Below are 12,360 nucleotides of genomic sequence, written 5' to 3' on the forward strand. Positions count from 1 at the left end.
GCAGTCTATTTTTAGATCCTGTTCTGCTCTATTTATTTGAACGTACGAGTTCGGCTATGAATGTTCGGCCGGGTTGGTTGATTTTTTTCGTTTCGAACATCTATATGTTGTGTTTTGAAAAAACATAGTATACTATATATAGTGAATAACGAAATGATCAACAATACTAAAAACTAGGTCGTGATGGAATTGATTCAAATCGTATTTGATTCAAAAACAGGAAATGTTCAACGCTTTTTGGACAAGACCCCTTTTACAGACAAACGAAAATTGACTGGAGAAGAGTTTTTGGATACGCCGTTTATTCTCGTCACCTTTACGACAGGATTTGGACAAGTCCCTAGTACTACTCAATCCTTTTTAGAGAAAAATGCTCACCTTTTACTAGGTGTAGCGGTGAGTGGAAACAAAGTATGGGGAGATAATTTTGCCAAAAGCGCCGATACGATTTCTAAACAATATCAAGTTCCTATTTTGCACACCTTTGAACTAAGCGGAACAAAAAGGGATGTTGAATTGTTTACACAGGAGGTAGAAAGAATTGTCACAAAATCAGGTTCCAAAGTGGATACAATTAAATAACGAGATTATGATTCAGAAAGAAGGAAAGTTTCAGTTCGATAAGGACAAAGAAGCTGTACATAGTTATTTCGTAGATTATATTAATCAAAACACAGTCTTCTTTCACAACTTAGAAGAGAAGATTGATTACTTAATAGAAAACGACTACTATGAGGAAGAATTTTTAAGACAATACAGCATGGCAGATATTAAAGAGGTATTCGAAGCTGCATATGCGAAGAAATTTAGATTCCCATCATTCATGAGTGCGTTTAAGTTTTACAACGACTACGCACTGAAAACAAATGATAAAAAGAAAATCCTTGAACGCTATGAAGACCGCATTTCAGTTGTAGCGCTTTTCTTTGCGGGCGGAGATAAAGAAAAAGCCCTTGAGTTTGTAGAACTGATGATCAATCAGGAATACCAGCCAAGTACACCAACATTCTTAAACGCTGGACGTAAAAGACGCGGTGAGCTTGTGAGCTGCTTCTTGCTTGAAGTGAATGACTCATTAAACGATATTTCAAGAGCGATTGATATTTCAATGCAGCTTTCAAAATTAGGCGGCGGCGTCAGCTTGAACTTGTCAAAGCTTCGTGCAAAAGGCGAAGCAATTAAAGATGTTGAAAACGCGACAAAAGGTGTCGTCGGCGTGATGAAGCTTCTTGATAATGCATTCAGATATGCAGATCAAATGGGACAAAGACAAGGATCAGGTAGTGCCTACCTTAATATTTTCCACAGAGATATTAATGATTTCTTAGATACAAAAAAAATCTCTGCAGATGAAGATGTGCGTGTGAAAACATTGTCCATCGGTGTCGTCATCCCGGATAAATTTATTGAGCTTGCCAGAGAAGATAAAACAGCTTACACCTTCTATCCGCACACAGTCTATAAAGAATATGGACAGCATCTTGATGAGATGGACATGGAAGAAATGTATGATGAGCTTGTAGAAAACCCGAAAATCAAAAAAGAAAAAGTCAATCCGAGAAAGCTTCTTGAAAAATTGGCTGTTCTTCGCTCAGAATCTGGCTATCCATATATCATGTTCCAAGATAATGTGAATAGAGAGCATGCATTAAACCATATTTCACGAGTGAAATTCTCAAACCTTTGCTCAGAAGTGCTTCAAGCTTCAGAGGTCTCTTCTTACGCGGACTATGATCAAGAAGATGAAATTGGTCTTGATATTTCTTGTAACCTTGGTTCATTAAATATCATGAATGTCATGAAAAACAAATCGATCGAAAAAACGGTCAAACTAGCAACAGACTCACTCACGCTTGTATCTGAAACAACAGATATTCGCAATGCACCGGCTGTTCGAAAAGCGAACAAAGCGATGAAATCAATCGGACTTGGTGCGATGAACCTTCACGGGTATTTGGCTCAAAACCAAATGGCCTATGAAAGTGAAGAAGCAAGAGATTTCGCGAATACGTTCTTTATGATGGTGAACTACTATTCAATTAAACGTTCAAGTGAGCTTGCAAAAGAAAAAGGAGAAACATTCCATCGTTATGAAGGCTCTGGCTACGCAACGGGCGAGTACTTCAATAAATACGTGGAGAATGATTTCACACCAAAAACAGAAAAAGCAGCAGCATTATTTGAAGGCATGCACATTCCAACAAAAGAAGACTGGGCAGCACTCAAAGACTTTGTAGCGGAAAATGGCATGTACCATAGCTACCGCTTATGTATTGCACCAACAGGTTCCATTTCTTATGTGCAATCGGCAACAGCCTCTGTTATGCCAATTATGGAACGTATCGAAGAAAGAACATACGGCAACAGCAAAACGTATTACCCAATGCCAGGTCTTTCAGCGCAAAACTGGTTCTTCTATAAAGAAGCGTACGATATGGATATGTTTAAAGTGGTCGATATGATCGCAACGATTCAGCAGCACGTCGATCAAGGAATCAGCTTTACACTATTCCTGAAAGATACGATGACAACGCGTGACCTAAACCGCATCGATCTGTATGCACACCATAAAGGCATTAAGACACTTTATTATGCAAGAACGAAGGATACAGGGCAGGAAGGCTGTCTTTCTTGTGTTGTTTGATTAAAGGAGAGTTTAACGTGACAAAAATTTATGATGCAGCCAACTGGTCAAAACACGAAGATGATTTTACACAAATGTTTTACAACCAAAATGTGAAGCAGTTCTGGCTTCCTGAAGAGATTTCCTTAAACGGGGACCTCTTAACATGGAAATATCTAGGTGAAAAAGAGCGAGATACGTACATGAAGGTACTTGCTGGATTGACTTTACTTGATACAGAACAAGGAAATACAGGGATGCCGATTGTGGCTGAACATGTAGAAGGCCATCAGCGTAAAGCGGTATTAAACTTTATGGCCATGATGGAAAATGCGGTACATGCGAAATCATACTCAAATATCTTCATGACACTCGCACCAACTGAAACGATCAGTGAAGTGTTTGAATGGGTCAAAAAGAATAAATTCTTGCAAAAGAAAGCAGATATGATTGTCAGTTTATACCGTTCGATTCAAAAGGACGATCCGATTTCTCTCTTTAAAGCAATGGTTGCTTCTGTTTATTTAGAAAGCTTCCTATTTTACAGTGGTTTTTACTACCCGCTTTATTTCTATGGACAAGGAAAGCTCATGCAAAGTGGTGAAATCATCAACTTGATTTTGCGTGATGAAGCGATTCACGGTGTATATGTTGGATTATTAGCACAAGAAATTTACAACAAACAAACACCTGACGTGCAAAAAGAGCTATATGATTTCTCGATTGACCTCTTGAACGAGCTTTATGAAAATGAACTTCATTACACGGAAGATATATATGATCAAGTCAATTTATCGCATGATGTGAAAAAGTTCATTCGTTACAATGCCAATAAAGCGTTAATGAACCTTGGATTTGCCCCTTACTTTGAAGAAGAAGAGATCAATCCAATTGTATTGAACGGACTCAATACAAAAACAAAATCGCATGACTTCTTCTCAATGAAAGGGAACGGCTACAAAAAAGCAACGGTTGAGCCGTTAAAAGATGACGACTTCTTCTTTGGAGATGAATCATAAGTAAGGCGTAAAAGTCAAAACGCATCACTCGTTTTGGCTTTTTGCCATTTCATATAATGCGTTACATACTGGAGGTTACCGAACATGGGAAAAATGGATGAAATCATACTAGTTGCACCGCGCACACGCGTATTCCAAAACGAATCGCTTGCGTTTAATGGTGTGAATAGTGAAGAGAAAACAATCAACACCATTATGAAAGAAATCGAAGAGCACTTCAAGCAGATGCGCAGAGGCGATGCGGAAGAAAATCCTGACTTCAAGCAGCCGATTCCTTATGTCGTGATTAAGCGTGACGACGAAGTGTATGTATATGAAAGGCTTCAAGGCGGGGGAGAGACTCGATTGCATCATAAGTTATCTCTTGGCTTTGGTGGTCACATGAATTTCATCGAAGGCAAAAACTTTGCTGAAATTCTAAAAGAAAATACGGATCGTGAACTAGACGAGGAACTTTCTATTCAAGAAGAAGACAAACTTGAGATGAAAACCCTTGGTTTAATTAATGATGATGACAACAGTGTCGGCCGTGTGCACATTGGACTGTTATCGGCGCTTGAATTATCTCCAGGCGCTCATGTAGAAGTGAAAGAAACAGATCAAATCTCAGGAAAATGGATGAAAGCATCCGATTTGAAAAAGCCTGAATACTTCGATCGACTTGAAACGTGGTCTCAATTTGTCGTGAACATTTTAGCATAAAGGAATCAATCATAAACCGGCTCAGCAGCAGACTTGAGCCGGTTTATTTCGTTATAACAAGCTTCAGTTATTGGAAAACGAATGCGTCATGACCGGCCTGTTTCAATCTTGCGACGAGGTCATCCGCATTTTGCTTTGTACGAAAAGCCCCGGCTTGCACTCGGAACATGCCGCCCTCTAATACAACGAAGGCGTCAAAGCCTTTGGATTTCAGCGTGGCTGCTAATTCATCTGCATTGGCTTTCACCTTGAAAGCTCCAGCCTGAACTTTATAAAGATTACTAGCTTTTTTTTTCAGCTGAAAGGCTTTCTCTAATCCAGTGGCATGAGCGCGAGCGATGCCTTGAAGGAAGGTTGCGTTGCGGAGCTTATTTGCATCAGCTGTCGTATCGATGAAACCATTCTCTGTTAAAATAGCGGGCATAGAAGTTTCTCGAAGAACGTGGAAGTTCGCTGTTTTCTTGCCGCGGTTGGCAAAATCCACCGAGCGAACAATTTCATCATGAAGGGCATTGCGATACGTGGTGGTTGGTGCTGAAACGCCAGGATACACATAGCTTTCAAAACCTGTGCCCCCGCCTGCATTAACATGAATAGACACGAAATAGTCAGCTCCCCAGCTGTTTGCCGCATTTGTACGCTGGGCCAAAGTAACGGATTGATCAATTGAACGACTTAAGCGGACGGAAACGTCATCATAATCACTAATCAACATATCTCTCAATAAAATCGCGATTTGCAGTGTGATATTTTTCTCCAAAAGTCCATTAGCAGCAGCTCCAGAATCTGTTCCTCCATGGCCAGGATCAATAAAAATTTTCACCATCTATTCATCACCTCGTCTTTATTTTATGAGAAAATAGAAAAATTGCCTGTACAAAATGCGGAAATCATTGAGACTCTTTTCTGCACAATTTGTGATGAGAAAGCTACATTTTTCTAAGAAAAAACAAATTGTTGGTTTGTCCGCCTAAATGGGATGAATACAATGGAAATAGCACATCATTTCCTGGGAAACCGCAGAAATCCCTACAATATTCGGAATCTCGGGTCATTTTGACAGCAAACTTGGGCTTAAGCGGGCGATTGTCACGATTACAGCTCCACCCGAATAGAATAAAGAGAGAAGAGCGAGAGGTGAATACGTTGGAGCGAGCTGTCACATATAAAAACAACGGCCAAATCAATATTATACTTAACGGACAAAAGCAAGTATTGGTTGATGCAGATTCAGAGGCAGAATACCTAGAAGCCTTGCAGAAAAATGAGGCAAAACACAGCATCTTACGGGAAATAGAGCGTGAAATGAACAGCCTTGTCGGTATGGATGAAATGAAACGAAACATAAAAGAGATTTATGCTTGGATCTTTGTCAATCAAAAAAGGCAGGAACAAGGGTTAAAGGTAGGTAAACAAGCGCTTCATATGATGTTCAAAGGGAATCCGGGCACAGGGAAAACAACGGTTGCAAGACTTGTCGGGAAGCTTTTCTTTGAAATGAATGTCCTCTCAAAAGGTCACTTAATTGAAGCGGAACGCGGAGATCTAGTCGGCGAGTACATCGGTCATACTGCTCAAAAAACAAGGGATTTAATTAAAAAATCACTAGGCGGCATTTTGTTCATCGACGAAGCCTATTCTCTTGCCCGCGGAGGCGAAAAGGATTTTGGGAAAGAAGCGATTGATACCCTAGTAAAACATATGGAGGACAAACAGCACGAATTCATTCTCATTCTTGCTGGCTACTCCAAGGAAATGGATCATTTTCTATCATTAAACCCCGGCCTGCAATCGAGATTTCCAATCAATATCAGCTTTCCTGATTATACCGTCGATCAGCTCATGGACATTGCCAAACGGATGATGGCTGACAGAGAATATATATTTACTCAAGAAGCTGAATGGAAGCTACGAGATTACTTAATGCACATTAAAAGCACCACGAGTCCTGCAAAATTCAGCAACGGCCGTTTTGTGCGAAACACGATTGAAAAGGCCATTCGAACCCAAGCGATGAGACTCCTGCTTGTGGATCATTATGACAAAAAAGATTTGCTCACGATTAAAAGTCACGATCTCCAAATGAAAGAGGATACGCCTACTTAAAATGGCGTATCCTTTTTATAAAGAGATACTAAAATAAACCATCCGAATAGTGGTATACGTGTGATGTGTTTGGTATGATGGTACTACTGAAAACTTAAGTACAGAAAGGAAACAACTGACATTGAATGAACATGAAATGACAGAAAAAGCGATCCTTGTTGGCTGTCAATTGCCGCATGTCACGGATGAACGCTTTCAATACTCAATGGAAGAATTAGCTTCCTTAACCAAAACGGCTGGCGGTGAAGCTGTCAGCGTAATGACGCAGAAGAGAAATAGACAAGACAGCGCAACATATATCGGTAAAGGGAAAGTAGAAGAGCTTGAAGTGTTTTGTGAGGAATTCGAATGTGATGTCATTATTTTTAACGACGAACTATCTCCAAGTCAGCTAAAAGCTTTGGCAATTGCCTTAGATGTGAAAATTATCGATCGGACACAATTGATTTTAGACATCTTTGCAAAAAGAGCCCGTACAAGAGAGGGGAAGCTGCAAATAGAGCTTGCCCAGCTTCAGTATGCCTTGCCGAGACTAAGCGGACAAGGGATCAGCCTCTCAAGGCAAGGTGGAGGAATTGGCGCAAGAGGTCCAGGTGAAACAAAACTTGAAACAGATAGACGCCATATTCGAAACCGTATTCACGAAATTAACGGGCAATTATCTACAGTCAAAGAACACCGTACAAGATACCGGGAACGCCGGAAAAAAAATGGTGTGTTTCAAATTGCCATTGTTGGGTATACGAATGCCGGAAAATCTACTTTGTTTAACCAATTAACAGATGCAGATAGTCATGAAGAGGATCTGCTATTTGCGACACTTGATCCAATGACACGTAAGATGACATTAGCTTCTGGCTACAGTGTGCTGATTTCAGACACCGTTGGTTTTATCCAAGACCTCCCAACAACACTCATTGCGGCATTTCGTTCCACTCTTGAAGAAGTGAAGGAAGCTGATTATTTGCTTCATGTCATTGATTCTTCTAATGAGGATTACGAAGGTCACGAGCGGACGGTTCATGAGCTTTTAGAGGAATTAGAAGCAGATCGTATTCCAATGCTGACGGTTTATAACAAAGAAGATCAAATCAGACCGGATTTCATCCCATCTTCAAAGCATCGTCATCTGTTAATCAGTGCGAGACGCGAAGAAGATGTGAAGCGGTTAAAAGCGGATATTAAGGCAGAACTGAAACAAAACTTTTTAAAGCCATATCATGTGAAGATTCCTGCGTATGAAGGAAAGCTCATCTCCGCATTAAAATCAGAAACGCTCGTGGAATCACTAGAATTTCAAAAAGAAGCAGAACTTTATGACATCACCGGGTTTAGCGGTGAGGAGCAGACCATATTAGGTCAAATCAAGAAGTATATGTTGTAAGAAAGGAATTAAATCAAGATGTTTCATACATTAAAACACGGCAGTATTTTAGAAAAAGTAGCAGCAGAAACAGAACAAGACATTTTACACATGCATCAGCAAATTGATCAAAAGAGCGAACAAAATGAGTGGCGGGTGCTTGAAAGCTACCGAAAGCATAGAGTCAGTGACTCTCACTTTAATCCAACAACTGGATATGGCTACGATGATATGGGAAGAGACACGTTAGAAAAAATTTATGCGGACGTCTTCGGGGGAGAAAGCGGCCTTGTGCGTCCGCAGATCATTTCCGGCACACATGCGATTTCCATTGCGTTATTTGGTGTGCTAAGACCTGGCGATGAATTGATCTATATGACGGGAAAACCATACGATACGCTAGAAGAAATTGTAGGGATTCGCGGCAAAGAAGGGACAGGCTCATTAAAAGACTTCCAGATTGATTACAAGGCCATTGATTTAAGGCAAGATGGATCCGTCGATTATGACAAAGTAAAAGAGTCGATCTCCTCTAAAACAAAAATGATCGGCATTCAGCGTTCAAAAGGCTATGCTTCAAGACCTTCCTTTACAATAGAAGAAATCGAGCAAATGATTTCATTTGTAAAAGAGATCAATGAAGAAATCATTGTGTTTGTGGACAACTGTTATGGTGAATTTACTGAATTACAAGAGCCATGTCATGTGGGAGCGGATCTTATGGCGGGTTCCCTTATTAAAAACCCAGGCGGCGGGCTTGCCAAAACAGGCGGCTACATCGTTGGAAAAGAAAAATGGGTAGAAGCTTGCTCTTATCGAATGACATCTCCGGGCATCGGCAGTGAAGCGGGTGCCTCGCTTTATGCGCTTCAGGAAATGTATCAAGGATTTTTCTTAGCACCGCATGTTGTGGCACAAAGCTTAAAAGGTGCAGTGTTCACGGCTCGTTTTCTTGAAAAGATCGGGTTCCAAACGAACCCAGCGTGGAATGCGAAAAGAACGGATTTAATTCAATCCGTCGAATTTGGCGATCCTAACAAAATGATTGCATTCTGTCAGGCGATTCAATACGCATCTCCGATCAACAGTCACGTCACACCGCATGCAAGCTATATGCCGGGATACGAGGATGATGTCATTATGGCAGCGGGCACCTTCGTCCAAGGAGCTAGTATCGAGTTATCAGCCGATGGACCGATCAGACCTCCTTATACAGCCTACGTTCAAGGCGGACTCACGTATGCCCATGTGAAAAATGCGATTTGCAGTGCTGTAGATGCCTTATTGGAACAAGGTTTTATCGACATACCTGCTCGATAAAAAATCCATGTTAATATTCCTAACATTTCGTTGACACATAATATAACATGACATATAATAAATTTAAGCAAAGAGGAGGAGACAGTTGAGATGAGTGATAACATTCGCCGCTCAATGCCTTTATTCCCAATTGGGATTGTCATGCAGCTAACAGAATTATCTGCAAGGCAAATTCGCTATTATGAGGAAAATGGTTTAGTATTTCCAGCAAGAAGTGATGGGAATCGCCGATTATTTTCTTTCCATGATGTTGATAAATTACTAGAAATTAAAAATCTCATCGAACAAGGTGTAAACATGGCAGGAATCAAAAAACTTTTTGCCAAAGCTGAGGCAGAACATCCAGCGTCTGATGCAAAGACCGAGGAGAAAACCACAGCCAAGCACAACTTGACAGATGATGAACTCAGGAAGCTACTGAAAAAGGAACTCATTCAGGCTGGACGTTTCCAACAAGGAACGACCTTTAGGCAGGGGGATATGTCAAGGTTCTTCCGTTAACCAATTAGCAAAAGCATTGCTATACAATTTTACCTTTTGTAGGGGAGGAGTTTTACGAAATGGCAAAATACACAAGAGAAGATATCGTAAAATTAGTAAATGAGGAAAATGTAAAGTACATCCGTCTGCAATTTACAGACATTCTCGGAACGATTAAAAATGTTGAAATTCCTGTGAGCCAGTTAGAAAAAGCTCTCGATAACAAATGTATGTTTGACGGTTCATCTATTGAAGGTTTCGTACGTATTGAGGAATCAGATATGTATCTATACCCAGATCTCAACACATTTGTTATATTCCCTTGGACAGCAGAAAAAGGTAAAGTTGCACGCTTTATTTGTGACATTTACAAGCCAGACGGGACGCCATTTGATGGAGACCCGCGTAACAACTTAAAGCGTGTCTTGAAGGAAATGGAAGACCTAGGATTTAGTGATTTCAACCTTGGACCTGAGCCAGAATTCTTCTTATTTAAATTAGATGAAAAAGGCGAGCCAACGCTTGAATTAAACGATAAAGGTGGATACTTTGACCTTGCACCAACAGATCTAGGCGAAAACTGCCGCCGTGATATCGTGCTTGAGCTTGAAGAAATGGGCTTTGAAATTGAAGCGTCTCACCATGAAGTAGCACCTGGACAGCATGAAATTGACTTCAAATATGCAGGCGCCATCCGTTCTTGTGATGACATTCAAACGTTCAAACTCGTTGTCAAAACGATCGCGAGAAAGCATGGTCTTCATGCGACATTCATGCCAAAACCATTGTTTGGTGTAAACGGATCTGGTATGCACTGTAACCTATCATTATTCAAAAATGGCAAAAACGCATTCTTTGATGAAAAAGCAGATTTACAATTAAGCGAGACGGCTAGACACTTTATCGCAGGTATCGTCAAGCATGCAACTAGCTTTACAGCGGTCACAAACCCAACGGTGAACTCTTACAAGCGTCTTGTACCTGGTTATGAAGCACCTTGCTACGTGGCATGGAGTGCACAAAACCGTAGCCCATTAATCCGTATCCCTGCATCACGCGGCATCAGCACACGTGTAGAAGTGCGCAGCGTAGACCCATCTGCAAACCCATACCTTGCACTAAGCGTATTACTTGCAGCAGGTCTTGACGGAATCAAAAACAAACTAGACGCACCAGCACCAATTGACAGAAACATCTATGTCATGGACAAAGAAGAGCGCCTTGAAAACGGCATCGCTGACCTTCCTGCAACACTTGCAGAAGCACTTGAGCTGCTGAAATCAAACGAAGTCATGGTCAACGCGCTAGGCGATCACTTATTCGAACACTTCATCGAATCAAAAGAAATCGAATGGGATATGTTCCGCACCCAAGTACACCCATGGGAACGCGATCAGTATATGTCTCAGTATTAATAATAAAAACCCCTTGGAGCCATTGGCTTCAAGGGGTTTTTAAAAAGGATTTGGTGGTCAAATTTATAGTGACCAGAATCAAAATGAAGATTGGCCACTTTTTGACCACCAAATTCAACAGAAAATTTCAAAAGCAAACATAACTTTTAGATCAAATAAATCGATATTCACTCCATGACTCTGAGTTCGGTAAATCAAAAGTTAAATAACTTAGTGAACAGATGCAAAATGAACAGCTTGTTTTAGATAAATTCCTAAAAGATCGTGAAAACTCTAAGCGTAAAGAAGCGCTGCAATATCAGCTTGAAAAAGTCGAAAAATCAATTAACGCAAAGTATGATGATCTTATTAATGCTGAGCATGGGTTCAAGGATTTAGAAGGAAAATTGATGAACGATAAGATTATCGATATCAATAAACAGCTTTCTGAATTCACTAAGTTTATCAATTCAAATATGGAGTCAATCGGCAAGTCTATCTCTAACAATTTTATTGATAAGCTTAAAGAGGCTTTAAATGCTCTCGGTGTTGTCGTTAAGGGTAATACTACTGGCCAAAAGATCCCTCGTTTCAAGACTGGTGGATCAGTTGGTAAAGTCCCAGCTCAAGGAGCATTAGCTGTAGTAGATGATGGAGAAATTGTCCTTAATAAACAAGGCTCAGTTAACATGCTTAAAGCTGTTGAGTTTACTTAGAGAAACAAAGATAGAAGATAAAAGCAATAGCAAAGAGCTACGAGTCAATACGAAGTATGTTTAACAATGTAGCTTCTTCAGTTGCTATCGCTAAACTTTCAGTTCCAGGATTTGAAGTGTCAGAGTCCAAGAATGTTACTAGCAATTATTCAGTGAATATGCACATCGATAAAATGGTCGCTGATGAAAAAAGGGCTAATAATGCTTTAGAAACTATTAGAAAAGGATTAAAGCAAATGAAAGGAAAGGTTTGAAAACCGAATCTATAAATTTTCAAGTGTAAATTTAAGGTGCGTAATTAAACTTATAAAACTAATTAAAGGCTTATGAGTTAATTACTATAACATTTAAATAATTTTGATGAATTTGCAATGATACCAGCCCATTCTAACTTATTTTTAATCTATATTCAATAGTTCACAACTGAATAGAATCAGTCTATGCTCATGGATCAAGGTGTTGTCTTTAGTGATGCCTAATTTAAGGGTGAGGCTGTCGTGGAATGCGCTAACAACGTTAAACTTGAAAGAGTAGTGACTCAGCCGATGCGATAAATGAGGATAGGATATCTCTGTGCTTCCCTATTTGCACATGTATCTGAAATTAACAGACGCAACTCAGTATCAAGAAATTGTAA

12 protein-coding genes are annotated in these 12,360 nt (G+C 40.1%); 11 read left to right on the top strand and 1 reads right to left on the bottom strand.

Going from position 1 to position 12,360, the window contains the following annotated elements; translation table 11 throughout:
- The first annotated feature begins 189 nt into the window (after window positions 1-189).
- The 4 genes from nrdI (at window position 190) to MHH54_RS08540 (ending at window position 4,344) form a co-directional block, all read left to right on the top strand.
- Window positions 190-582 (top strand): class Ib ribonucleoside-diphosphate reductase assembly flavoprotein NrdI, encoded by a 393-nt coding sequence (gene nrdI / locus MHH54_RS08525; RefSeq protein WP_008360380.1) that lies wholly within the window; start codon window positions 190-192, stop codon window positions 580-582.
- Entirely contained in the window at window positions 542-2,644 is a 2,103-nt protein-coding gene (gene nrdE / locus MHH54_RS08530; RefSeq protein WP_003212060.1) for a class 1b ribonucleoside-diphosphate reductase subunit alpha, read from the top strand. Before nrdI ends, nrdE begins: the two co-directional genes overlap by 41 nt.
- A 17-nt stretch (window positions 2,645-2,661) precedes the next feature.
- Window positions 2,662-3,642, top strand: a complete 981-nt coding sequence (gene nrdF / locus MHH54_RS08535) for a class 1b ribonucleoside-diphosphate reductase subunit beta (RefSeq protein ID WP_003212452.1) — start codon at window positions 2,662-2,664, stop codon at window positions 3,640-3,642.
- Window positions 3,643-3,726: 84 nt separating this feature from the next.
- On the top strand, window positions 3,727-4,344 hold the full coding sequence (locus MHH54_RS08540) for a hypothetical protein (protein ID WP_003211636.1): 618 nt from the start codon (window positions 3,727-3,729) through the stop codon (window positions 4,342-4,344).
- Between the two features lie 67 nt (window positions 4,345-4,411).
- Here MHH54_RS08540 and MHH54_RS08545 read toward each other — a convergent pair whose 3' ends face one another.
- Window positions 4,412-5,170, bottom strand: coding sequence for an N-acetylmuramoyl-L-alanine amidase (locus tag MHH54_RS08545; protein WP_003211781.1), 759 nt, complete (start codon window positions 5,168-5,170; stop codon window positions 4,412-4,414).
- A 320-nt stretch (window positions 5,171-5,490) separates the two neighbouring features.
- Between MHH54_RS08545 and spoVK the strand changes: the two genes are divergently transcribed.
- The 7 genes from spoVK (at window position 5,491) to MHH54_RS08580 (ending at window position 11,977) form a co-directional block, all read left to right on the top strand.
- On the top strand, window positions 5,491-6,450 hold the full coding sequence (gene spoVK / locus MHH54_RS08550) for a stage V sporulation protein K (RefSeq protein ID WP_003211912.1): 960 nt from the start codon (window positions 5,491-5,493) through the stop codon (window positions 6,448-6,450).
- Window positions 6,451-6,571: 121 nt separating this feature from the next.
- The gene (gene hflX, locus MHH54_RS08555; RefSeq protein WP_342500860.1) at window positions 6,572-7,834 is read left to right on the top strand and encodes a GTPase HflX; all 1,263 of its coding nucleotides are present in this window, start codon (window positions 6,572-6,574) and stop codon (window positions 7,832-7,834) included.
- Between the two features lie 18 nt (window positions 7,835-7,852).
- A complete protein-coding gene (locus MHH54_RS08560; protein ID WP_003211518.1) occupies window positions 7,853-9,133 on the top strand; it encodes an aminotransferase class I/II-fold pyridoxal phosphate-dependent enzyme in 1,281 nt (426 codons plus the stop codon).
- Between the two features lie 90 nt (window positions 9,134-9,223).
- A complete protein-coding gene (locus tag MHH54_RS08565) occupies window positions 9,224-9,634 on the top strand; it encodes a MerR family transcriptional regulator (RefSeq protein WP_003211674.1) in 411 nt (136 codons plus the stop codon).
- A gap of 59 nt (window positions 9,635-9,693) precedes the next feature.
- A complete protein-coding gene (glnA, locus tag MHH54_RS08570; protein WP_003211015.1) occupies window positions 9,694-11,028 on the top strand; it encodes a type I glutamate--ammonia ligase in 1,335 nt (444 codons plus the stop codon).
- Between the two features lie 221 nt (window positions 11,029-11,249).
- A complete protein-coding gene (locus MHH54_RS08575) occupies window positions 11,250-11,723 on the top strand; it encodes a hypothetical protein (protein WP_034619886.1) in 474 nt (157 codons plus the stop codon).
- Between the two features lie 56 nt (window positions 11,724-11,779).
- On the top strand, window positions 11,780-11,977 hold the full coding sequence (locus MHH54_RS08580; RefSeq protein ID WP_034619884.1) for a hypothetical protein: 198 nt from the start codon (window positions 11,780-11,782) through the stop codon (window positions 11,975-11,977).
- The last annotated feature ends 383 nt before the right edge of the window (window positions 11,978-12,360 follow it).

The sequence above is a fragment of the Bacillus sp. FSL K6-4563 genome, from assembly GCF_038630405.1.
GTDB lineage: Bacteria > Bacillota > Bacilli > Bacillales > Bacillaceae > Bacillus > Bacillus pumilus.

Bases quoted from the DNA above. Each gene is read 5' to 3' on its own strand.
- MHH54_RS08540 (WP_003211636.1), top strand. From the start codon at position 3,727: ATGGGAAAAATGGATGAAATCATACTAGTTGCACCGCGCACACGCGTA.
- MHH54_RS08545 (WP_003211781.1), bottom strand. From the start codon at position 5,170: ATGGTGAAAATTTTTATTGATCCTGGCCATGGAGGAACAGATTCTGGA.
- MHH54_RS08560 (WP_003211518.1), top strand. From the start codon at position 7,853: ATGTTTCATACATTAAAACACGGCAGTATTTTAGAAAAAGTAGCAGCA.
- MHH54_RS08565 (WP_003211674.1), top strand. From the start codon at position 9,224: ATGAGTGATAACATTCGCCGCTCAATGCCTTTATTCCCAATTGGGATT.
- glnA (WP_003211015.1), top strand. From the start codon at position 9,694: ATGGCAAAATACACAAGAGAAGATATCGTAAAATTAGTAAATGAGGAA.
- MHH54_RS08575 (WP_034619886.1), top strand. From the start codon at position 11,250: ATGCAAAATGAACAGCTTGTTTTAGATAAATTCCTAAAAGATCGTGAA.
- MHH54_RS08580 (WP_034619884.1), top strand. From the start codon at position 11,780: ATGTTTAACAATGTAGCTTCTTCAGTTGCTATCGCTAAACTTTCAGTT.